The 20753-nt window shown below is 69.7% G+C and carries 22 protein-coding genes, 2 pseudogenes and 1 riboswitch; of the genes and pseudogenes, 8 read left to right on the top strand and 16 right to left on the bottom strand.

All coding sequences use genetic code 11. The annotated features are described in order from the left end of the window. Positions 1-46: 46 nt before the first annotated feature. The 4 genes from FHX68_RS10720 to FHX68_RS10705 form a co-directional block, all read right to left on the bottom strand. On the bottom strand, positions 47-808 hold the full coding sequence (locus tag FHX68_RS10720) for an SDR family NAD(P)-dependent oxidoreductase (RefSeq protein WP_141380899.1): 762 nt from the start codon (positions 806-808) through the stop codon (positions 47-49). A 282-nt stretch (positions 809-1090) separates the two neighbouring features. After that, positions 1091-2605 carry a glycerol kinase GlpK gene (glpK, locus tag FHX68_RS10715; RefSeq protein WP_141380898.1) on the bottom strand — a complete coding sequence of 505 codons (1515 nt, stop codon included), beginning with the start codon at positions 2603-2605 and terminating at the stop codon, positions 1091-1093. A gap of 51 nt (positions 2606-2656) precedes the next feature. Then, the gene (locus tag FHX68_RS10710) at positions 2657-3415 is read right to left on the bottom strand and encodes an MIP/aquaporin family protein (protein ID WP_141380897.1); all 759 of its coding nucleotides are present in this window, start codon (positions 3413-3415) and stop codon (positions 2657-2659) included. Between the two features lie 90 nt (positions 3416-3505). Beyond that, positions 3506-5221: a glycerol-3-phosphate dehydrogenase/oxidase gene (locus FHX68_RS10705; protein WP_141380896.1), complete on the bottom strand. Its 1716-nt coding sequence runs from the start codon at positions 5219-5221 to the stop codon at positions 3506-3508. Between the two features lie 124 nt (positions 5222-5345). On the opposite strand from FHX68_RS10705, the gene FHX68_RS10700 reads away from it, so the two are divergent. Further along, positions 5346-6311 (top strand): sugar-binding transcriptional regulator, encoded by a 966-nt coding sequence (locus FHX68_RS10700; RefSeq protein WP_229661567.1) that lies wholly within the window; start codon positions 5346-5348, stop codon positions 6309-6311. 86 nt (positions 6312-6397) lie between these two features. On the opposite strand, the gene FHX68_RS10695 is transcribed toward FHX68_RS10700, so the two are convergent. From FHX68_RS10695 to FHX68_RS10685, 3 genes are all read right to left on the bottom strand, one after another. Continuing rightward, positions 6398-7141 (bottom strand): energy-coupling factor transporter transmembrane component T family protein, encoded by a 744-nt coding sequence (locus FHX68_RS10695; RefSeq protein WP_229661571.1) that lies wholly within the window; start codon positions 7139-7141, stop codon positions 6398-6400. 80 nt (positions 7142-7221) lie between these two features. Next, on the bottom strand, positions 7222-8766 hold the full coding sequence (locus FHX68_RS10690; protein ID WP_425325865.1) for an ABC transporter ATP-binding protein: 1545 nt from the start codon (positions 8764-8766) through the stop codon (positions 7222-7224). A gap of 53 nt (positions 8767-8819) precedes the next feature. Next, positions 8820-9473 carry an ECF transporter S component gene (locus FHX68_RS10685; RefSeq protein WP_141380894.1) on the bottom strand — a complete coding sequence of 218 codons (654 nt, stop codon included), beginning with the start codon at positions 9471-9473 and terminating at the stop codon, positions 8820-8822. Beyond that, a riboswitch (TPP riboswitch) is annotated at positions 9466-9575 on the bottom strand. (Overlaps the previous gene by 8 nt.) A gap of 33 nt (positions 9576-9608) precedes the next feature. Between FHX68_RS10685 and FHX68_RS10680 the strand changes: the two genes are divergently transcribed. The 3 genes from FHX68_RS10680 (at position 9609) to FHX68_RS10670 (ending at position 11625) form a co-directional block, all read left to right on the top strand. Beyond that, entirely contained in the window at positions 9609-11105 is a 1497-nt protein-coding gene (locus FHX68_RS10680; RefSeq protein ID WP_141380893.1) for a D-alanyl-D-alanine carboxypeptidase family protein, read from the top strand. A gap of 83 nt (positions 11106-11188) precedes the next feature. After that, on the top strand, positions 11189-11398 hold the full coding sequence (locus FHX68_RS10675) for a DUF2975 domain-containing protein (protein ID WP_141380903.1): 210 nt from the start codon (positions 11189-11191) through the stop codon (positions 11396-11398). After that, positions 11398-11625, top strand: coding sequence for a helix-turn-helix domain-containing protein (locus FHX68_RS10670; RefSeq protein ID WP_141380892.1), 228 nt, complete (start codon positions 11398-11400; stop codon positions 11623-11625). Before FHX68_RS10675 ends, FHX68_RS10670 begins: the two co-directional genes overlap by 1 nt. Before the next feature lie 16 nt (positions 11626-11641). Here FHX68_RS10670 and FHX68_RS10665 read toward each other — a convergent pair whose 3' ends face one another. The 5 genes and pseudogenes from FHX68_RS10665 to FHX68_RS10645 form a co-directional block, all read right to left on the bottom strand. Next, complete coding sequence (locus FHX68_RS10665) at positions 11642-13234, bottom strand: SLC13 family permease (protein WP_141380891.1); 1593 nt, start codon at positions 13232-13234, stop codon at positions 11642-11644. A gap of 15 nt (positions 13235-13249) precedes the next feature. Then, a complete protein-coding gene (locus FHX68_RS10660; protein WP_141380890.1) occupies positions 13250-13777 on the bottom strand; it encodes a MarR family winged helix-turn-helix transcriptional regulator in 528 nt (175 codons plus the stop codon). An 83-nt stretch (positions 13778-13860) separates the two neighbouring features. Beyond that, entirely contained in the window at positions 13861-14334 is a 474-nt protein-coding gene (locus FHX68_RS10655) for a MarR family winged helix-turn-helix transcriptional regulator (protein WP_141380889.1), read from the bottom strand. Position 14335: 1 nt separating this feature from the next. Next, on the bottom strand, positions 14336-15331 hold the full coding sequence (locus tag FHX68_RS15955) for an MFS transporter (protein ID WP_141380888.1): 996 nt from the start codon (positions 15329-15331) through the stop codon (positions 14336-14338). Next, a pseudogene (locus FHX68_RS10645) lies at positions 15331-15654 on the bottom strand (SRPBCC family protein); the annotation flags it as partial. The pseudogene FHX68_RS10645 and the gene FHX68_RS15955, both read right to left, overlap by 1 nt. A 204-nt stretch (positions 15655-15858) precedes the next feature. Between FHX68_RS10645 and FHX68_RS16175 the strand changes: the two are divergent. The 4 genes and pseudogenes from FHX68_RS16175 to FHX68_RS15570 form a co-directional block, all read left to right on the top strand. Further along, a pseudogene (locus FHX68_RS16175) lies at positions 15859-16395 on the top strand (ABC transporter substrate-binding protein); the annotation flags it as partial. A gap of 5 nt (positions 16396-16400) precedes the next feature. Next, the gene (locus FHX68_RS16170) at positions 16401-16967 is read left to right on the top strand and encodes an extracellular solute-binding protein (protein WP_255314030.1); all 567 of its coding nucleotides are present in this window, start codon (positions 16401-16403) and stop codon (positions 16965-16967) included. 277 nt (positions 16968-17244) lie between these two features. Further along, positions 17245-17388, top strand: coding sequence for a hypothetical protein (locus FHX68_RS15575; RefSeq protein WP_174799162.1), 144 nt, complete (start codon positions 17245-17247; stop codon positions 17386-17388). Positions 17389-17541: 153 nt separating this feature from the next. Further along, entirely contained in the window at positions 17542-17850 is a 309-nt protein-coding gene (locus tag FHX68_RS15570) for a carbohydrate ABC transporter permease (protein WP_174799160.1), read from the top strand. Here the strand turns inward: FHX68_RS15570 and FHX68_RS10630 are convergent. From FHX68_RS10630 to FHX68_RS10615, 4 genes are read right to left on the bottom strand one after another with little or no spacing between them, the layout of a single operon-like run. Beyond that, positions 17827-18903 (bottom strand): YihY/virulence factor BrkB family protein, encoded by a 1077-nt coding sequence (locus FHX68_RS10630; protein WP_141380886.1) that lies wholly within the window; start codon positions 18901-18903, stop codon positions 17827-17829. The genes FHX68_RS15570 and FHX68_RS10630 overlap by 24 nt on opposite strands. A 60-nt stretch (positions 18904-18963) precedes the next feature. Continuing rightward, positions 18964-19527: a DUF3618 domain-containing protein gene (locus tag FHX68_RS10625; RefSeq protein WP_141380885.1), complete on the bottom strand. Its 564-nt coding sequence runs from the start codon at positions 19525-19527 to the stop codon at positions 18964-18966. After that, positions 19524-19937 carry a phage holin family protein gene (locus tag FHX68_RS10620; protein ID WP_141380884.1) on the bottom strand — a complete coding sequence of 138 codons (414 nt, stop codon included), beginning with the start codon at positions 19935-19937 and terminating at the stop codon, positions 19524-19526. The genes FHX68_RS10625 and FHX68_RS10620 overlap by 4 nt, the downstream gene beginning before the upstream one ends. Beyond that, positions 19915-20631, bottom strand: coding sequence for a hypothetical protein (locus tag FHX68_RS10615; RefSeq protein WP_141380883.1), 717 nt, complete (start codon positions 20629-20631; stop codon positions 19915-19917). The genes FHX68_RS10620 and FHX68_RS10615 overlap by 23 nt, the downstream gene beginning before the upstream one ends. Between the last annotated feature and the right edge of the window lie 122 nt (positions 20632-20753).

Genomic DNA, 20753 nt, shown 5'->3' with positions numbered 1-20753 from the left:
GCCGCGTGTCTCTCCTGAGAAAGTGCACGCACGGGCGCGGCATCCATCACTTGGGCGCCATCCGGATCGCGCCGTCGAGGCGGATCGTCTCGCCGTTGAGGTAGCCGTTGCGGACGATCTCGAGAACGAGCGAGGCGTACTCGTCGGGCTTGCCGAGGCGCTGTGGGTACGGCACCTGCTGGCCGAGGCTCGCCTGGGCGGCTTCGGGGAGGCCCGCGAGCATCGGGGTCTCCATGATCCCGGGCGCGATCGTGCACACGCGGATGCCGTAGCGCGCGAGCTCGCGCGCGATCGGCAGCGTCATCGCGTGGACGCCGCCCTTGGATGCCGAGTAGGCGGGCTGCCCGATTTGGCCGTCGAACGCGGCGACGGACGCCGTGTTGACGATCACCCCGCGGTCGCCGCTGTCGGTGGCATCCGTCTGCGCGATCGCGGCGGATGCCTGCGCGATCACGTTGTACGTGCCGATGAGGTTGACGCGGATGATCTTCTCGAAGTGCGCGAGGTCGGTCGGCACCCCTTCGCGGTCGAGCACCTTCGCGGGCGGTGCGATGCCGGCGCAGTTGACGACGACGCGGAGCGGCCCGGCCGCGCTCGCGGAGGCGACGGCTGCGGCGACCTGCTCGGGATCGGTGACATCGGCGGCGGCGAAGGTGCCGCCGAGCTCGGCCGCGCGGTCGGCGCCGGGAGAGGACGGCAGGTCGACGATCACGACGTGTGCCCCGGCATCCGCGAGTCGCTTCGCGGTCGCCAACCCGAGACCGCTGGCGCCACCGGTGACGAGGGCGGATGCTCCGCTGAGGTCCATGTGTGCTCTCCTTCGAACTCCGTTGCCCAGCCTAGGTGATGGGATCGAGTATCAAAAGTGCAGACACGCAGTGCCAGAACGGTCGGGTGTGCGACGCGCAATGGATACCGCGAGCATGCCCGCGCCGCACGGCCTGCTGCCGAAACCTCTGGAACGCGTCCAGAGCGTCCCGCGGACGCTCACGAAATCCGCAGAAACGCACGTACTCCGCAGCCGAATCCCCCCTCGGCTGCGGAGTACGTGACATTGTGCGGAGTTCATCCCCTCCGCTGGGCCAGCGCCTCAGCGAACGTCGTCGTCGACCCAACCCATGGACTTCGTCACGGCCTTCTTCCACAGGCGCAGCTGGCGCTCGCGCTCGGCGACGTCGTCGTTCGGCGTCCAGCGCTTGTCCTCCTGCCAGTTGGCGCGGAGCTCATCCAGGTCGTTCCAGAACCCGACCGCGAGGCCGGCCGCGTAGGCCGCACCGAGCGCGGTCGTCTCGGCGACGACCGGTCGCACGACCGGCACGCCGAGGATGTCGGCCTGGAACTGCATGAGCGTGTCGTTGGCGATCATGCCGCCGTCGACCTTGAGCTCGGTGAGGTCGACGCCCGAGTCCGCGTTCACGGCATCCAGCACCTCGCGCGTCTGGAAGGCGGTCGCCTCGAGCGCCGCGCGGGCGATGTGGTTGCGGTTCGAGTACCGGGTGAGGCCGACGATCGTACCACGCGCATCGGGGCGCCAGTACGGAGCGAACAGACCCGAGAACGCCGGCACGAAGTACACGCCGCCGTTGTCTTCGACCTTCTTGGCCAGCTCTTCCGCCTCGGGGGCGGAGGAGATGATCCCGAGCTGGTCCCGCAGCCACTGGATGAGCGACCCGGCGACCGCGATCGACCCCTCCAGCGCGTAGTGCGCCGGCTCGTCCCCCAGCTTGTAGCCGACCGTCGTGAGCAGGCCGTTCTCGCTCTTCACGATGTCGGTGCCCGTCTGGAAGATGAGGAAGCAGCCCGTGCCGTAGGTGTTCTTGCTCTCACCCGCGTCGAATGCAGCCTGGCCGAACGTCGCCGCCTGCTGGTCGCCCAGGATGCCGGCGATCGGCGTCTCGCGCAGAAGCGACGCGTCGCGGGCGACGCCGTACACCTCGGAGGAGGAGCGGATCTCGGGAAGCATCGACAGCGGCACACCGAACTCGGCGAGGATGTCCTCGCGCCACGACAGCGTCTTCAGGTCCATGAACAGCGTCCGCGACGCGTTCGTCACGTCGGTCGCGTGCACACCGCCGTCGGGGCCTCCGGTGAGGTTCCACAGCACCCACGTGTCGGTCGTGCCGAAGATGAGGTCACCCGCCTCCGCCTTCTCGCGCGCACCTTCGACGTTCTCGAGGATCCAGACGATCTTGGTGCCCGAGAAGTAGGTCGCCAGCGGCAGCCCGACGATGTCCTTGAACCGCTCGATGCCCTCGTCGCCGGCAAGGCGGTCGACGATCGGCTGCGTACGGGTGTCCTGCCAGACGATCGCGTTGTAGACGGGCTCGCCGGTGTTCTTGTCCCACACGACGGCCGTCTCGCGCTGGTTGGTGATGCCGATCGCCGCGATGTCGTGGCGAGTGATGTTCGCACGACCGAGCGCGATACCGATGACCTCGCGCATGTTGTCGCGGATCTCGATCGGGTCGTGCTCGACCCAACCGGCGCGCGGCATGATCTGCTCGTGCTCCTTCTGGCCGACGGAGATGATCGATCCCTTCTTGTCGAAGATGATCGCGCGGCTGGACGTGGTGCCCTGGTCGAGGGCGATGATGTACTGAGCCATGAGATGGAGTTCCTTGTCTGTTGCCTATTCGTGTGGGGATTCGGCGCGCGCTCAGACGCTCGCGAGGTGGAGCAGGATCGGCGAGGCGAGCGCGGCCAACGCACCACCGATGAGCGGACCGACGACCGGCACCCACGAGTACGACCAGTCGCTCGAGCCCTTGCCCTTGATCGGGAGGATCGCGTGGGCGATGCGCGGGCCGAGGTCACGAGCCGGGTTGATCGCGTAGCCGGTGGGGCCACCGAGCGACGCGCCGATGCCGACCACGAGGAGGGCGACGGGGACGGCAGTCAGCGGGCCAAGGCCACCGGGGACGCCGATCTGCACGTCACCGTAGTCCGCGAACGCGAAGATCACGAAGACCAGGACGAACGTGCCGATGATCTCGGTGATGAGGTTCCAGCCGTACGAGCGGATCGCGGGTCCTGTGGAGAACACACCGAGCTTCGTGGCCGGGTCGGGCTCGGCGTCGAAGTGGTCCTTGTACGCGAGCCAGCAGAGCACGGCACCGAGGAACGCACCCACGAGCTGCGCGGCGATCGCTACGAGGAAGTGCGTGAAGGTGATCTTGCCAGCGATGAGAAGGCCGATCGAGACGGCGGGGTTCAGCTGGGCGCCAGAGTAGGCCGAGACGAGCACACCGGCGAACACCGCGAGGCCCCAGCCCCAGTTGATCATCAGCGCTCCGCCGCCGTTGCCCTTCGTCCCCTTCAGGATGACGTTGGCGACGACGCCGCCACCGAGGAGGAGGAGCATTGCCGTACCGACGAGCTCAGACAAGAAGTAGAGCCCGAGATTGACGTCTTGCATGTCGACATTGACCTTTCATGGGTGGCCTGAGGGAGGACCGGCGTCAGGCCGCGCCGGAATCGTGGGCGGGGAGCGCGAGGGCTCCCCGCGTCAGCGGGTGAGGGGCGCGACCCCCGCGTGTTCGAGGTCGACGCGGTGCAGGTCGCGAAGGTTCGCGGTGGAGACCTCGATCTCGGCGCGGGTGCGTGCGGCATCCCAGCCCAGCGCGGGAGCCGCGGCATCCGCGATCTCCTGCAGCGTCGCCGCGGACATGCCCCCGACGAACGCGACCGAGGTGCGGCGCAGCAGCAGGTCCATGAGGTGCACGACCTCTTCACGCTCGGCGAGGAAGGCGATCTCCTCGCGCGAGTAGTCGGGGGCATGCTCGAGGGACTGCTGCGCGACGGGAAGGGCGGCCAGCAGCTCGGCGGCGTAGGTGCCGTACCGCTCGAGCATGCGGTCGGCGAACGACGCCTCGTGCGCGCCGCGGTGGGCGTCGACCCAGCGGGCGCGGGCCGCGGCATCCTTCGGGTAGCCCGCTCCACCGCCGATCGCGAGGTTCGCGGTCGACTGCGCGCGCTTCTTGCCGAGGAGGGCGAGGGTGTCGTTCGCGACGTGCTCGGAGACGGCGCGGAACGTCGTCCACTTGCCTCCGACGAGGCTCAGCAGGGGGGTGCCGGCGAGGTCTAACTTCTCCACGCGGTAGTCACGCGAGACGAAGCCCGGGGCGACGTCGTCGTGACGCGGCAGCGGGCGGATGCCCGAGAACGTGTAGACGATTTGCTCGCGCGTGACATCGATGCGGGGGAACACCTGCGCGATGAGGTCGATGAAGTACGAGATCTCGTCATCGGTGCAAACGACCGGCTTCGTCGGATCGGCGTCGATGTCGGTCGTCCCGACCATGACGCGTCCCTTGAGCGGGTAGATGAGCACGATGCGGCCGTCGGATGCCTCGAAGAAGATCTCGTTGCCTCGAGTCGCCGCGAGCAGCTTGTCGTTGTCGAGCACGATGTGCGAGCCCTTTGTGCCGCCCATGAAACGGGTCGGTTTGCCGAGGGCTCTGTTGGTCAGGTCGGTCCAGGGGCCGCTCGTGTTGACGACGACCTTGGCCGTGAAGTCGAACTCCTCACCGGAGACCTCGTCGCGGAGTGTCACCGCGTTGCCGTTGGCGCCGACCGCGCTGACGTAGTTCACCGAGCGCGCGGCGCCCTCCTGCTGGCCATCGCGCAGGACATCGAGCGCGAGCCGCTCGGGGTCGTGCAGCGAGGCGTCGTAGTACGTCGCGGTGTACCTGAAGCGGTCGTCGAGGTCGGGGAAGCGCTCGTGCGAGGCCTTGCGCCCGTGGAACGTGTGCCGTGGCAACGACCCGCCGTCGCGGGAGAACGTGTCGTAAATCGTGAGCCCAACCTTGATGAGCAGGGCTCCGCGCTCGCGCGGCTTGCCGCGCCCGTGCGTGAAGAGGAGGCGGAAGGGCGCCGTGAGGATGCCGGAGAAGGTCTTGTGGATCGGGATCGTCGTCGGGAGGGGCTTGACGAAGTGCGGCGCGTTGCGCAGGAGCGCGTTCCGCTCGACGACAGCCTCCCGCACGAGGCGGAATTCACCGTTCTCGAGGTAGCGCAAACCACCGTGGATCATGTGGCTGGATGCCGAGGACGCGCCAGACACGTAATCGCCGCGCTCGACCAGGGCCACGTCGACGCCCTGGAGCGCAAGATCACGGAACGTCCCGACACCGTTGATCCCGCCGCCGATGATGAGAACGTCGGCTTCGGGGCGGTCACGCAGCGCCTGCACGGTCGGACGCGGCTGAGTGGCGTCAATCATCGTCGATCCCTTCGTCGTTGATGGGTCCTACACTTGAGCATTCGCGCACGTTCGCACAAGCCCCCATGCACGAATGTGCGGACACCGGGAATAAGAGCACGATCGTGCAGGAAGGCGAGCCCCGATGGAGTCCGACGACGTCACAAATGTGCGCACGCGCGATGCGCTGCGCGCCGCGCATCTCTACTACGTGCAGGAGCTCACGATGGAGGACATCGCGACGGAGATGCGCATCTCCCGGTCCTCCATCTCGCGCCTGCTCGCGTACGCGCGCGAGATCGGGCTCGTCGAGATCACGGTGCACTCGCCGCAGGACGGCGTCGACAGCCTCGCCGAGCGGATCATCGAACTCTTCGGCGTGACGGCGGAGATCGTGCCGACGCCCGTCCGCGCGAGCGCCGCGGAGCGGTTCGCCCGCGTCGCACGCTCCGCGGCGCGCCGCGTGGCGAGCCTCGCCGACGACAACATGAGCATCGGGATCGCGTGGGGCGCGACGGTCTCGGCGATCGCCCGGGAACTGCCGTCGCGCCCGCTGCACAATGTGCACGTGGTGCAGATGAACGGCGCCGCCAGCCCGATGACGTCGGGCCTCCCGTACGCGTCGTCGATCCTCGAGCGCTTCGCCGGCGCATTCGGGGCCGACGTGCAGCTTTTCCCCGTTCCCGCCCTCTTCGACGACCCGCACACGAAGGACCTCATGTGGCGCGAGCGGTCGGTCAGGCGTGTCCTCGACGCTCAGGACGACATCGGGATGTTCGTCTTCGGACTCGGCTCGCCGCGCGCCGACGTGCCCTCGCACGTCTACTCGGGCGGGTATCTCAGCGGCGACGACCTGCACTCGCTCATGCGCGACGGCATCGTCGGCGACTGTGCGACGGTGTTCTACCGCATCGACGGCAGCTCGTCGGGCATCCGCCTGAACGAGCGCTCGAGCGGGCCGAGCCTCGATGCGATCCGGCGGATCCCGCGGCGGCTGTGCGCGGTGTCGAGTCTGTCGAAGCTCGACGCGCTGAAGGGCGCGCTCGCCGCGCAGCTGATCACCGAGCTCGTGATCGAGGAGAGCCTCGCCCGGCGACTGCTCGAGGGCTGAGCGCGAGAGCCCGCGACGGGCTCAACGACAGGTCCCGCGACGGCCGCGGCGACAGCCACGGCAACGCCCTCAGCGCGGATACCAGGTCAGCCGGGGCCGAGGATGAAATTCCAGGCGCCGGTCGCGACGGCGACGGTAACCGCGACCACGGCGATCGCGGCGCCGACGGCGATGAGCGCCCACTCCCGGCCGCCGAATCGCGACGCTCGTGCCCACGTGCGGGGGCCGGGGGCGCCGAACGCGCGGGCCTCCATCGCCGTGGCGAGGGCCGAGCCGCGGCGGATGGCGAGCACGAACAGGGCGAAGGCCGCCGAGACCGCACGCCGCACCCGGCCGGTGTCGGCGACGCCGCGCGCTCGACGCGCGCGCTCGAGCGCCCGCCAATCGGAGGCGAGCAGACCGAGCAGGCGCATGCCGGCGAGCGCGCCCAGCACGAACCGCGCCGGCAGGCGCACGACCTGCGCCAGCCCGTCGGCGAGGTCGGTCGGATCGACGGTGACGAACAGCACGACCGCCGGCAGGCCGATCGCGAGCACGCGCAGGAAGGTCGCGACGGCGAGCAGCAGCGATCCCTCGCTGATGCGCACCAGCATCCATTCGACGTACACCTCGCCGCTCGTCACGCCGTACAGCGCGACGGTCACTGCGCCGGTGAACGCGCCGAGCCAGACCGGCAGCGTCCGCAGCCAGAAGGTGCGCCACGGCAGCCCCGCCGCGAGCAGCAGCGGAATCTCGAGCACGAGGGCGACACCCGCCGACACCGGGTCGATCGACAGCACCAGCACGACCGCGATGAGCAGCGCCGCGGCGAGCTTGGCGACCGGATTGATCGTGGCGAACGCGCGCCGGGAAGAAGAAGAAGAGGAGCGGGAGGAGGATGCCGCGGCGGAGCCGGCGACCGCGTCGACGCTCACGGAGTCCGCCCGCCGTCGCCGGTCGGCGCGGCCGCACCGACGCGCAGCCGCCGCGCGTGGAGCGCGTCGAGCACCTGCTCGTCGTGGGTGACGACGACCACGGCGAGCGGACCGCGGTCGTCGACGCCGTCGCGCAGCGCCGCGATCATCGCGACGAGCTCGGTCCAGGTGCGGGCATCCTGCCCGAACGTCGGCTCGTCGAGCACCAGCACGCGGGGGCGGGTGGCGAGCACGGCACCGACGGTCAGGCGCCGCTTCTGTCCGCCCGAGAGGGTGTACGGGTTGGCGGTGGCGAGCGGCGCGAGTCGCAGCCGCTCGAGCAGGTCGTCGACCCGTTCGGCGATCTCGTCTTCCGGCACCCCGAGCGCCCTCGGCCCCACCTCGAGCTCGCCACGCACCGTGCGGGCGAGTAGCTGATGCTCGGGCTCCTGGAACACCGTGCCGATGCGGGTCAGCAGGTCTTTCGAGCTCCAGGCGAACGGATCGTCGGCGCGCGGCGCAGGGCGGCGACGCGGCCCGCGGTGGGAGCGCCCGCGCACCCCCGCGGCGAGGGCGGCGGATGCCTCGACCTCGCCCGCGAGCGGGGCGAGCAGTCCCGCGAGGGTCAGGGCGAGGGTCGACTTGCCCGCGCCGTTGCGCCCCACGATCCCGAGCACCTCGCCGGCGCGCACGTCGAAGCTCAGCGGTCCGGCGGCGGCGACACCGCGCTCGCGGCCGACCACGAGCTCCCGCGCCGACAGCAGCACCTCGCCCGGCGGCCCGGGCGGGGGCGGCAGCGGGAGCGCCGCCTGGGGCAGCCAGACGCCGGCTTCGGCGAGCGCCGCCGCCTGCGCGTCGAGCACGTCGGCGGGCGCGCCGTCGGCGATGACGCCCGCCTCACCGAGCACGATCACCCGATCGATGAGCGGCAGCCACACGTCGACGCGGTGCTCGATCACGACAAGCGTGGCACCCGTCTCGGCGAGCACCCGCCCGACGGCGTCGCGCACCTCGCGCACGCCCTCGGGGTCGAGGTTCGCGGTCGGTTCGTCGAGCAGGATCGCCCCGGGTCGCATCGCGACGACCCCGGCGAGCGCGAGGCGCTGCTTCTGCCCTCCCGACAGGTTCGCCGTGGGGCGGTCGGTCGGGACGTCGAGGCCGACGGCGGCGAGCGCCGCGTGCACGCGCGGCCAGATGTCGGCGCGCGGCACGCCCAGGTTCTCGCACCCGAAGGCGACGTCGTCGCCCACCCGCGCGAGGATCGTCTGACTGTCGGGGTCCTGCAGCACCATGCCCGCCCGGCCGCGCACCGATGCGGCGAGCGCCCCGTCGACGAGCAGCTCGCCCTCGTGCTCGCCCTCGTCCGCGCCGCCGAGGATGCCCGCGATGCCCTGCAGCAGCGTCGACTTGCCCGCGCCCGAGGCGCCGAGCAGCAGCACCCGCTCCCCCGGCGCGATGCGGAACGAGGCATCCCGCACCGCCCACGCCTGACGCGTCGCATACCGCCAGCCCCACCCGCGCGCCTCGATGGCGGCGGGGGCGGTCACGCCGGCACCGGTCACACCGGCAGCGCCCGGATCGCCCGTGCCCCGGGTCCCCTCGGTCTGGGCGGCGGTCACACGCGTGCGGTGGCCTCGCGTCCCGACGCGAATCTGCTGAGCGCGCCGGTGGAGGCCAGTGCCTTCATGAGCAGCCACCCGCCGAGACCGGCGATGACGGCTCCGGAGATCGTCGTGGAGGTGATGTAGACGGCGGTGAACGGCACGTCGGCGCCGGGGTACCAGAGGATGCGGTCGTTGATGCCGCAGGCGAGGCCGGATGCCGCGCCGGCGAGGAGAGCGACGGGAAGGGTCCACACCTTATACAGGAAGACCAGGAAGACGATCTCGGCACCGAGGCCCTGGACGAGGCCCGACGCGATCATCAGCGGGCCCCACGCGTTGCCGACGAGGGCGGAGATGACGGCGGCGACCGTCTCGGTGTAGAGCGCCGCACCCGGCTTTCTGATGATGAGGCCGCCGAGCACCCCGGCGATCAGCCACGGACCGGCGAGCAGACCCTGCAGGCCGGGGAGCAGCGGCTTGAGCACCGACGCGGGGCCCTCATAGCCGACGTTCCACAAGAGGAAGATGAGCGCGCACGCGACCGCGATCACGCTGGCGACGACGATGTCGACGATGCGCCAGCGGAAGCGGCCCGACGTGGGCGATCCGCCAGGCGGCGTCGCGGACGACGATGTGACGGTGGACGAAGACGCCGAAGCGTGCATGTTCTCTCCTCCCTGCGCCGGCATGATCCGGATCAGGTTCGACGGTCGAAGCGTGGATCGCTTCCTCTCAGCCCGGCTCACCGGACTCCCGTGGTTGTGACGTCGAGTATATCCATCAGCAGGTAGTTTTAGCGGGTGACCATCGAAGACGCGCCCCCGTCGTCGAGGCGCGCGCGTCGCGAAGCGCGTGCCGCCCGCGCCGCGGCGCCTGCGGGCGCGGCGCCCACGGCAGGGGATGGCGCGGACTCGACGGCGTTGACGGATGCCTCGGCGCGCGTCGCACCGGCGTCCGGCCGCCTCGCGCTCGGCTGGCTCGCCGACGACGACGTCACCGCCCGGGGCGCGCGGCGAGACCTCGCCGGGGCATCGAACCCCTACACCGTCGCCTCGGTCGACCTGCTCGCCCGCCGGCCGCGCCGCTCGCCGCTGCGGCCGGGCGTCGTGCTGCCGTTCCTCGGCGCCCTCGCCCTGGTCGGCGCGTACGCGGCGGCGACGCTGCTCTGGCCGCTCTATGCGGTCGCGCCCGTCGTCGACAAGGTCGCCGTCGCCGATCTCACCTCCCCGGCGACCGCGGTGACGTGGCCGGCCGAAGGCTCCGCGGCGGTCGGTGTCGCGGGCTTCGACGGCGCGGCCGCGTCGACCGGCGACCGCGCGCCGATGGCGAGCATCACGAAGCTCGTCACGTCGCTGATGATCCTCGAGGAGCTGCCGCTCGCCCCCGGCGAGAGCGGCCCCGAGTACGCCTTCACCGAGAGCGACCACGACGAGTACTACGACTACCTCTATGCCGACGAGTCGGCGCTCGACGTGCCGGTCGACGGCACGCTGACGGAATATCAGATGCTGCAGGGCATCCTGATCGGCTCGGCCGGCAACTACACCGACCGTCTCGCGAGCACGATCTGGCCGAGCGACTCCGTGTTCGCGCGCGCGGCGGCGGAATGGCTCGAGCGGCACGGCCTGAGCGGCATCACCGTGGTCGAGCCGACGGGCATCGACCCCGAGAACGCCGCCGATCCCGCCTCGCTCATCACACTCGCCCGCTACGCACTGGCCGACCCGGTCGTCGCCGAGATCGTGCGCACACCCGTCGTGACGCTGCCCGGCGCCGGCGAGGTCGTGAATACGAACGACCTGCTGAGCGACCCCGCCGTCGTCGGCATCAAGACGGGCAGCCTCGACATCGGCTACAACCTGCTCGCCGCCCGCGAGCAGATCGTCGGCGACGCGACCGTGCGTGCCTACGCCGTGACGCTGACCCAGCCGACCGACGAGGCGCGCGACGCCGAGACAGCGCGCCTGCTCACCGAGGTGGGCGCCGAGGCATCCCAGCCGCGAGTGCTCCCCGCCGGCACCCTCGCCGCCACGGTGTCGACGGCGTGGGGGGCGACGGCGAGCATCCTCACCGACGCGGATGCGTCGCTGCTCCTCTGGAACGGCGCGAGCGCTCCGGTGGCATCCGACATCGACCTCGGTGACGCGCGCACCGCGGGAGCGTCGGTCGGCACGATCAGCATGAAGGGCCCGCTCGGCTCCGCGAGCGCGGGTCTGCGCCTCACCGACGACATCCCCGAACCGGATGCCTGGTGGCGCCTCACCCATCCGCTGCAGCTCTGGGGGCTCGCCGACTGATCGTCTCTTGACCGCGCAGCGCGGTGGTCCTATCGTTTCTCGATAGATATCCGTCGTTGAACGACAGGGGTGCCCGTGTCGAAATGGTCCGTCGTCGCTGTCCGCGTGCTGGTCGTGCTGGCCTTCCTGGTGGTGCTGTTCTTCGAGGCGCCGGCGCGACGGCCCCGGGTCTGTTCTATCCGATCATTGTGGGCGTGATCTTCGGCGCGGGGGCGGCCCTTGTGGTCGGCATCATGCGACGGCTGCTGCACCAGGCGACCGAGCTGCGCGGTGAGCTCGACGAGGTCGTGTGATGGCGATCCGGATCGAGATCGACGTGCTGCTCGCGCAGCGCCGGATGAGCGTGGGAGAGTTCGCCGACGCGATCGGGATCACCCCGGCCAACGTGGCGGTGCTGAAGAACGGGCGCGCGAAGGCCGTTCGCTTCTCGACGCTCGACGCGATCTGCCGCGTGCTCGAATGCCAGCCCGGCGACGTGCTGCGCTGGGAGCCCGACCCGTCGGGGGACGACGACTCGTGACCGGCGGTTCGGGGCGTCAGAACGGCCAGACGACGGGCACGTAGAGCACGGCGACGATGAGGTAGCCGATCATCAGCGGCACGCCGAGGCGCCAGTAGTCGCCGAACCGGTAGCCGCCCGGCTGCAGCACCATGAGGTTTGCCGGAGTGGCGACGGGAGTGAGGAAGGCCGCAGCCCCCGCGACGGTCAGCGCCATCATGAACGGCAGGACGCTGAGGTCGAGGCTGTGGGCGATCGCGACGGCGATCGGGGTGACGATCAGCACCGTGGCGACGTTGGAGATGAACTGGCCGAGCACCATCGTCAGCACGCACAGCACGAGCAGGGCGAGCTGCGGCGAGTTCGACCCGATGACTCCGAGCACCGCATCGGCGACGTGGCCGGCGGCGCCGGTGGAGATGAAGGCCGCCGACAGCGGCACCATGCCGGCGATGAGGATGATCGTCGTCCACGAGATCGCGCGGTAGGTCTGCGGGATCGTGAGCACCCCGGTGAGCACGATCGCGCCTGCGGCGAGGAGGCCCGCGACCGCGGGCGGCACGAGCCCCGCGGCCAGGAGCACCACCATGAGGCCGAGGATCACGAGCGCCCGCTTGGCGCCGCGACCGAGCGGCACGGCCCGCTGCAGCGAGTGCAGCGGGGTGACGGCGATGACGTCGGGCGAGGTGACGTAGCGGGTGAGCGCCGCCCACGGCCCCCGCACGAGCACGGCGTCCCCCGCCTGCAGCACGAGCGACCCCGTCACCCCGGTGCCGCGGGATGCATTCGGACCCTCGTCGTCGCCGCGGCGGACGGCCAGGATCACGAGATTCTCGTCGCGCGTGGTCATGCCCGCCGAGACCGTGCGGCCGATGAGACGCGAGCGCGGCGCGACGAGCACCTCGACGACACCGTCGGTCGCGCTGAACGCGGCGCCGGTGTCGAGGTCGACGTCGTAGCTCTCGCGAAGCGTCTGCGCGTGCTCGCGCGGGTCGGGCACGTCGCCGAAGTGCTCGGGCGAGCGCGCCGGCAGCAGCCGCTCCCCGCCGAGGGCGACGACGGCGATCGTGAGCACGACGAGGGGAACGCCGACGAGCGCGAACTCGAAGTAGCCGAACTCGCGGCCGCCCGCGGCGGCCGCCGCCTCGGAGACGACGATGTTGACCGGGGTGCCGGCGAGGGTCAGCAGCGACCCCGCGCTCGCGGCGAACGCGAGCGGGATGAGGAGCTTCGATGGCACGATGCCCGCCCGCACCGCTACCACGACGACGACCGGGAGGAGCGCCGCGACGGCGCCGTTGATCGAGATGAAGGCGGCGAGCACCGCGGCCATCGCGCCGATCACGACGGTGAGGCGCACACGCCCCCGCCCTGCTCTCGTGACGACCTGCTGACCGAGCCAGGCGGTCACTCCCGTGGCATCCAACGACTCGCTCACGACGAACAGACTCGCGATGAAGAGCACGGTCGGGTCGCCGAAGCCGGCGAGTGCCTGGTTCAGCGTGAGCACGCCCGTCGCCCAGAGGGCCAGCGCGACGCCCAGCGACACGACCGCGAGCGGCACGCGCCCGCTGACGAACGCGACGACCGCGACCCCGAGGATCACGAAGGTCCAGGTCGCGGGTTCCATGGATCAGCCGCCCGGTCAGCGGGCGAGATCACGCAGCACGTCGGAGGCGCGACCGAGGTCGTCGACGCTCCACTGGCTGAGCCGGTCGCTCATTCGGTGCTGGTATCTCCGCCGCGCGGCGGCGAGGCGCTCGCGGGCGACGTGGGTCGCCGCGAGGACGCGCGCCCGCCGGTCGTCGGCGTCGGGACGGCTCTCGACGAGGCCGAGGTCTTCGAGGTGCCGCACCTGACGGCTCACCGCGGACTTGTCCGACTGCAGCCGCTCGACGATCGCGGTCGCCGAGGTCGCCTTGCCGCCGGCGATCGCGACGAGCACCTGGTAGCCGAGGGGCTGCAGGTCAGGGTGCACCTCCGCCGCCGCGTCGCGCCAGCTCGCGCGGATGCGCCCGATGACGCCGCCGAGCTCCTGCTCGAGCCGGAGGATCGCGCCCTCGCGTGCCTGGGCGGCCGCGTCGGGCGTGTTCGGCGCGGCGGCGGTGGCTTCGGCCGTGCCGGCCGAAGCCACCGCGTCTGCCGAGGCCGGCTCTGCCGTGGTCGCGGTCATGTTCGCCAGTGTACGGCGAAAGCGGTCAGCGCCCAGGGGTCAGTGTCCATTGGTCTGAACCCAAAGCTCAGAGCATCCCGCGCTCACAGCTCGGAGAGGCAGCGGATCACCTTGCCGGCCGCAGCGAGCTCGTCGGGCGTGAGGCCCGCCAGCACCGCGCGCATGCGCGCGAGGTGGTCGGCGCGCAGCGCTTCGAGGGCCTCGTGGGCGGCGGGGGTGGCGGCGAGGACGCGCTGGCGCCCGTCGTCCGCGTCGGGGCGCGAGACGACGAGGCCCAGCTCTTCGAGGGCGCGCACCTGACGGCTGACCACCGACTTGTCCATCTCGAACGCCTCGGCCAGGTGGTGCGCGTTGGCCTCACCGGCGCGGGCGACGAACCCGAGCAGCTTGTATCCGGAGGGCTGCAGGTCGGGGTGGATGCGCGCCGCCGACTCCTTCCACAGCAGCCGGGCGCGGCTGAACGCGACGCTCAGCCGCCACTGGAACTCCGCGAGCGAGTCGTCCGATTCATGCTCGGTCGTCTCGGCCTCGGCCAGTGCCCCGGTTGCCGTGGTCATGTCAGCTCCGGCGCCCCGGCTCGTCATCCGTGAGCACCGCGACGCTGCCCGTGGATGTCACGCCGTCGCCCTCGGCGGCGGCGAGCAGCCGCACCGTGCCGGTGGCTGTGGATGCGCCGACCTCGGCCTCGGCGACGCCGATGGCCGACTCTTCGGCCTGGTCGCGCAGCTCTTCGGCGGCTGTCTTGGTCGACAGCGGCTTGTTCTTCAGGAAGGCGATCGCGATGATCGCGATCACGGCGAGCGGGATCGCGATGACGAAGACGTCGGCGATGCCGTGCCCGTAGGCGCTCTCGATGATGGCGCGGATCGAGTCGGGCAGCGCCGAGACCTTGGGCACGTCACCCGAGCCGAGGGCCTTCAGCGCGCTGACCTCGGCCTCGTTCGTCGGGGTGAAGCCGGTGAGGCCACCCATCATGTAGTCGGTGACCTTGGTCGCGAGCATCGACCCCATGATCGTCACGGCGATGGTGCCGGCGATCGTGCGGAAGAAGTTCACGTTCGACGAGGCCGCGCCCAGCTGAGTGGGCGACGTGTCGTTCTGCACGATGAGGGTGAGGTTCTGCATCACCATGCCGAGGCCCGCGCCGAGGACGAACATGTAGACCGCGACGAGCGAGAACGACGTGTCGTAGCGGAGCGTCGACATGAGGGCCACGCCCACGAGGGTGAGGACGGAGCCGAGCAGCATCCAGCCCTTCCACTTGCCGAACCGGCTGACGAGCTGGCCGATCACGATCGAGGCGCCCATCTGGCCGATGATCATCGGGATGGTCATGAGGCCCGACTCGGTCGGTGTCGCGCCGCGCGCGAGCTGGAAGTACTGGGCGAGGAACACCGAGGTCACGAACATCGAGACGCCGACCGCGATCGAGGCGATGACCGACAGCGTGAACGTGCGGTTGGCGAACAGCGACATCGGCACGATCGGCTCGGCGACGAAGAACTCGACGACGACGAACGCGATGATCGCGACGATGGAGATGATGCCGAGCATCCCTCCGGCTGCCATTCGAGCTGGACGGCGACCCGCGTGGACGCGTCGCTGAGGCGGTGGAACGTCACGACACCTGCGTGATCGGTGTCGCCGCCGGTGCTCCTCCAGGCGACGCGCTCGTCGGGGTGCTGCTCGGTGATCTCGGCTTTGAAGTCGCGCTCGACGCCCCCGATGCGCACCTTCCAGCGGTTGTGGGTGTCGTCGATCTGGGTGATCGACTCGACCTCGTCGAGGAAGTGCGGGAAGCTCTCGAACTGCGTCCACTGGTTGTAGGCGACCTCGGCGGGCACGTCGACGTCGATGGTCTCGATGATCTGCACCATAGTGCGCTCCTTCTGTCCGGTTTCCTTCTCTCCATTCAGCACGGCACCGGGCGATCGGCGAGTGGGGTTGACTGCCGACGCGGATACTGCCCCGGGCGCGCATGCGAGGTACTCCTCCGTCGGCTCGTCGTCAAGACCTGCGCCGATGCGACGAGCGTTTCTTACGTCCAGACCACCGTTCACTTCTCCGGAGGGACTCGCATCATGAACCGCTCACCCCGTCGCGCCATCGCCGTTGCAACCGCGCTCGTCTGCACCGCCGCGCTCGCGTCCTGCGCCGTCGGAACGGGTTCGGGCGACGATTCCGATGCGACCTACGACCCCGACCAGGAACTGTCCGGGTCACTGTCGGTGATGGGGTTCTCGGGCGTCGATGAGGTCGCGACTTCGCGCGTCGACCTCGCCGAAGATACTCTCGGCGACGTGAAGGTCAACCTCATCGAAGGAGACCTCGACCGGCAGCAGTTCCTCTCGACTGTCGCCTCGGGCAAGCCGCCGGAGGTCCTCTACGCCAACCGCGACCAGATCGGTTCGCTCTCCGCCCGAGGGGCGATCATTCCGCTCGACGACTGCATCGCGGGCGAGGGTATCGACACCGACGCCTTCGTCCCGTCGGGACTCGCGCGGGTCACCCTGAACGATCACGTGTACGGGATTCCCGAGTTCAACACCGTGCAGCTGACGATGGCGAACGCCGATCTGCTGGGCGCCGCGGGGCTCACGATCGACGATGTCAACGGGTCGAGTTGGGAGGCGGTGAGCGCCGCGAATCAGGCGCTGATGAAGTCGGCGGGAGGCGGCCTGTCGGTGATCGGCTCCGACAGCAAGCTGCCCGAGTTCTGCCGCTGTGGGCGAAGGCGAACGGCGCCGACCTCATCTCGGCAGACGGACGCACGGCGCAGCTTGATGACCCCAAGGTCGTCGAGGCGCTCGAGTGGACCGTGTCGATCTACGACGACCAGGGCGGGTTCAGCGCCGTCAAGGCATACCGGGACTCGGCGGACTTCTTCGGCTCCGGCAACCAGTTCGCGACGGGGGTCCTCGGTGCCATGCCGATGGAGCAGTGGTACGTGAACGTCCTCGCGGACGTGTCGGCGGATGCCCCCATGGCGTTCGACACCGTGCGCGACCGGGACGGCAACACGCTGGCGTACGCGTCCGGTTCGGCATGGGCGATCCCCGCCGGCAGCGACAATCCCGCTGCTGCGTGCCGCTGGGCGCGCGTGATGACGTCGACGGATCCTGGAAGGCCGCAGCTGATGCGCGGCTGGCCGCGCGCACCGAGGAGGGCAAGCCCTTCACCGGACTGCTGACCGGGAACACAAAGGCCGACGAGACGATCCAGGGGATGGTGACATCGGGTGGCGAGCCGTGGGACACGGCCGTAGCGAAGATGTACGAGGCCAACGACGCCACGTTTTCACTGCCCGCCAATCCCGCTGATGCCGAGTTCAAGACGGCACTGCAGGATGCCGTCAACGCGGTGCTGAACGGCCAGTCCACCCCGGAGGAGGCGCTGCAGGCGGCCCAGAAGACCGCGCAGTCGGCGCTCGACGATGCGTGGACGAAGCTCGAGTCCGAGGACTGATCGTGACGATCACCGGCGAGCGGGCGACCGCCGGACGCGAGCGGGCGCGCCGACGCGCCGCACGCCGCACCGCGCGGTCGGCCCTGCTGTTCCTGTCGCCGTGGATCGTCGGGTTCGTCGTCTTCACCGCGTGGCCGCTGGTGTAGAGCCTCTATCTGTCGCTCACCGACTACGACGTCATCAATTCGCCCCGATTCGTCGGCTCCGACAATTACGCCGAGCTGTTCGCCGACTCGAAGGTCGCGCTCGCGCTCGGCAACACCGCGTTCTTCACACTCGTTCAAGTCCCGCTGTACGTCGTGATCTCCCTGGCGCTCGCACTGCTTCTCCAACGGGCGGGGCGCAGCGCCGGCTTCTTCCGGACCATTTTCTTCCTGCCGAAGATGACGCCGCCCGTCGCCGTCGGCATCCTGTTCCTGCTTTTGTTCAACGGGCAGAACGGCCTCATCAACTCCGCACTGCGCACCGTCGGCATCGACGGGCCGGCGTGGACCACGAATCCGTCCTGGGTGAAGCCGGGGCTGGTGATCATGAGCCTCTGGGCGGTCGGGGCATCCGTGATCATCCTTCTCGGGACCGCGAGATCAATCGGCCGCGGTACTCTGTGACGTCTCGTCAGCTGCGCGCGTACGGATGTCTCGTCCGGTGTCGATATCTTCGCGCTCCTTCTCAGCCAGCTTGTCGCTCTTGCGCGTATCGCGCGGTGGTAGCTGGATGTCCTCTTCCGCGGCGATCCCCGCCTGCAGCTGCCGCCCACGCTCGAGTTCAGCATCGAACTCGGCGCCGAACAGCAGCGCGAGATTCGCGATCCAGAGCCACAGTAGGAAGACGATCACCCCGGCGAGCGACCCGTAGGTGCGGTCGTAGTGGGAGAAGTTGGCCACGTAGAAGCCGAAGCCGAGTGTCGCGACCGCAAGCACGATAATCGCGAGCAGTGCGCCGATGCTGAGCCACCGGAACTTCGGCTGCTTCGCATTCGGCGTCGCGTAGTAAAGGATCGCGACGATCAGTACGACGATGAGTGCGAGCACCGGCCACTTGGCGATGGACCAGATCGTCTGCGCCACGTCGCCCAGCCCCAGCACGCTGCCCACGGCCTCGGTGACCGGCCCTGACACGACGAGAATGACGGCGGCGACGACGAGCAGGACAACCACGATGACCGTGACGAGGAGCTGCGTCGCCTTGAGCTTCCAGAACGGCCGGCCCTCATCTATTTCATAAATGCGATTCATTCCCCGACCGAACGCGCCGACGTACCCGGACGCCGACCAGATGGCCAGCACGATGCCACTGATCAGCGCAAATCCGGCGGCGGGCGATCCGGCGATCTGTTCGATCGGCCCACGGATCACGTCGGCGGTATCGCCCGGAGCGACCTGGTCGACGATGCCCAGCACGGCGTCCCTGGCCGCCTGCCCCTGCCCGACGACGCCGAGTAGGGAGAAGACGGCGATGAGACCAGGGAACACCGACAGCACCGCGTAGTACGTCAGCGCCGCCGCAATATCGGTGCACTGGTCCGAGGAGAACTCGCGGATCGTCTTCCGCAGAACGTACTTCCACGATCGGGGGTGCAGATCGGTCGGCGAATCGGGCTTCCGGGATGACTCCCGGTCGGGCGAGCCGTCGCGATCGGAGGCAATGGCGGTATTGCTCATGACTGCTCCTAAACTAAGCGGGCGGACCCACGCTGCCGTGGGCCCGCCCGATCGTGGCGATCAGCTCTCGGAGATGTTCTCGCGTGCGTGCTGCGCCTGGTCCTTCACCTCGCTGGCGGCGGTCTGCGCCTCGTCCTTGACGGCGGCCACCGAGCCCTGCGCGGATTCCTTGAGGGCGGTCACAGCGTCTTGCGCGGGTTCCTTAAGATGCTCACCGACCTCTTTGGCAGCGTCCGTCACCTGGTCCACGAGCGGCTGCGCCTGTTCCTTCACCGTATCCGCGAGCTCCTTCTCCTTGGCCGAAGCGGGGATCAGCGAGGCCACCATGAGGCCGACGCCGAAGGCGATCAGACCGACCGCGAGCGGGCTGCCCTCCGCCTTCGCCGCGACGCGGTCCTTCACATCGCCCACGCTCGTCGCGGCGCCCGACAGCGACGAGCCCGCATCATCCGCGACGCCCATCACCCGCTCACGGACCGATCCGAACACGCCGCGCACTCTATCGACCTGACGGTCGACGATCTTGGACGGGTTGACCTTGTCGGCCAGCGCGTCGACATCGCTGCCGAGTTCGCTGCGGGTCCGTTCGATGTTCGCGCGGATCTCATCGGGTGAATCGCTCATCGGTTCTCCTCATTCCTTTTCAACGTTTCCGGTATCTCCTTGAGGGTCTCCACGGTCTGCGGCGCCCCTTCGACGTTCTTCAGTTGGCTCCGCCCGACGAGGAAAAGGATCAGGGCGATGATCGCCCAGATCACCGCCACGACGACGCCCGCCCATCCACCGCCCATGAGCGTGCTGAGGGCCCACCACAGCGCCACGGAGAGGAAGAACACGGCCATGAGCGCGCCGTAGCCGGCCGCTCCCATCAGCCCGGCGCCCTTCGCCGACTTCGTGGCGGACTGCTTCAGCTCCGCTTTCGCGAGGGCAACTTCCTGGCGCATGAGCGTCGAGATGTCGCGGGACACCTCGCCGAGCAGGTCCCCGAGTGACGTAGACGCGGCCTTGGCCTCAGACGGTGTCGGGTCGGTCATCGCCGTCCTCCGCGAGGATGTCGGGACGTCCCGACGTTGCCTGTGCGTACAGCGGCGCCTCGACGTCGACTCCCGCGGTTCCCGCGGGGCTCGCCGACCATGCGTCGCGCTCGATCGGCGCGGGCGCCGGTGCCGGGGGGAGCGCGCGACCCTCTGTCGCTGAGGAGTCGTCCGACGCGTTCGCCGCGAGGGCGCGCGTCAGTCGACCGACCACGATCCCGGCGATGGCCGCTCCGAGTATGAATGTCCCCGGTCGGCGGCGGGCGAACCTCTTAACCTCGTCGAGCACGGCGCTCGGATCGCGATCGCCGAGCCACGTGGCCGCCCCCGACAACCGGGTCGAGACCTGCTGGACCAGGTCACTGGCGATCCCGCTGCCGTCGGAGTTCGCAGCCATAGAACCGAGCTCGTCACCGACGGACCGCAGCCCCGCGGCGATGCGCTGCTGCTGCACGCCCGCCTGATCCTTCAACTCGCGCTGAGTCTGCGCGTAGAGGTCCTTGGCCTGCACCTTCGCCTCACCGACGACGGATGACGCTTCCTCTTTCGCCGTGCCGAGGACGTCCTTGGCGCCCGCCGTCGCCGTGTCCTTCAGGTCCGCCGCCTCCTGCTTCGCCGTATCGACCTTCGCCGACGCGTCGGAGCTTCCACCGACCGAGTCGCCCGCGCTGACGCTCCCATAACTGTCCGACATGAGTTGTCCCTTCCCGGGCCGATCAGTTCGACTCGTGGACCCAGTCTTACGCCTACCGGCAGCGACGGAGCAGGCCCCTTGTCGTGAGTAGACTTTCGGTGTAAACCGCTCTTCGCAGTTGA

This window comes from Microbacterium lacticum (assembly GCF_006716815.1).
In the GTDB taxonomy this organism is placed as follows: domain Bacteria; phylum Actinomycetota; class Actinomycetes; order Actinomycetales; family Microbacteriaceae; genus Microbacterium; species Microbacterium lacticum.
Note: the sequence above shows the minus strand (reverse complement) of the source record. Positions and strands in the feature narration are given on the sequence as shown.

Excerpts from the sequence above, each read along its gene's own strand:
- FHX68_RS10700 (WP_229661567.1), top strand. The coding sequence starts at position 5,346 with ATGGAGTCCGACGACGTCACAAATGTGCGCACGCGCGATGCGCTGCGC.
- FHX68_RS10620 (WP_141380884.1), bottom strand. The coding sequence starts at position 19,937 with ATGACCGACCCGACACCGTCTGAGGCCAAGGCCGCGTCTACGTCACTC.
- FHX68_RS10665 (WP_141380891.1), bottom strand. The coding sequence starts at position 13,234 with ATGGAACCCGCGACCTGGACCTTCGTGATCCTCGGGGTCGCGGTCGTC.
- FHX68_RS15955 (WP_141380888.1), bottom strand. The coding sequence starts at position 15,331 with ATGCTCGGCATCATCTCCATCGTCGCGATCATCGCGTTCGTCGTCGTC.
- FHX68_RS10705 (WP_141380896.1), bottom strand. The coding sequence starts at position 5,221 with ATGATTGACGCCACTCAGCCGCGTCCGACCGTGCAGGCGCTGCGTGAC.
- FHX68_RS10625 (WP_141380885.1), bottom strand. The coding sequence starts at position 19,527 with ATGAGCGATTCACCCGATGAGATCCGCGCGAACATCGAACGGACCCGC.
- FHX68_RS10720 (WP_141380899.1), bottom strand. The coding sequence starts at position 808 with ATGGACCTCAGCGGAGCATCCGCCCTCGTCACCGGTGGCGCCAGCGGT.
- FHX68_RS10615 (WP_141380883.1), bottom strand. The coding sequence starts at position 20,631 with ATGTCGGACAGTTATGGGAGCGTCAGCGCGGGCGACTCGGTCGGTGGA.
- FHX68_RS10685 (WP_141380894.1), bottom strand. The coding sequence starts at position 9,473 with ATGCACGCTTCGGCGTCTTCGTCCACCGTCACATCGTCGTCCGCGACG.
- FHX68_RS10710 (WP_141380897.1), bottom strand. The coding sequence starts at position 3,415 with ATGCAAGACGTCAATCTCGGGCTCTACTTCTTGTCTGAGCTCGTCGGT.
- FHX68_RS10675 (WP_141380903.1), top strand. The coding sequence starts at position 11,189 with ATGGTCCGTCGTCGCTGTCCGCGTGCTGGTCGTGCTGGCCTTCCTGGT.
- FHX68_RS10660 (WP_141380890.1), bottom strand. The coding sequence starts at position 13,777 with ATGACCGCGACCACGGCAGAGCCGGCCTCGGCAGACGCGGTGGCTTCG.
- FHX68_RS10670 (WP_141380892.1), top strand. The coding sequence starts at position 11,398 with ATGGCGATCCGGATCGAGATCGACGTGCTGCTCGCGCAGCGCCGGATG.
- FHX68_RS10655 (WP_141380889.1), bottom strand. The coding sequence starts at position 14,334 with ATGACCACGGCAACCGGGGCACTGGCCGAGGCCGAGACGACCGAGCAT.
- glpK (WP_141380898.1), bottom strand. The coding sequence starts at position 2,605 with ATGGCTCAGTACATCATCGCCCTCGACCAGGGCACCACGTCCAGCCGC.
- FHX68_RS10630 (WP_141380886.1), bottom strand. The coding sequence starts at position 18,903 with ATGAGCAATACCGCCATTGCCTCCGATCGCGACGGCTCGCCCGACCGG.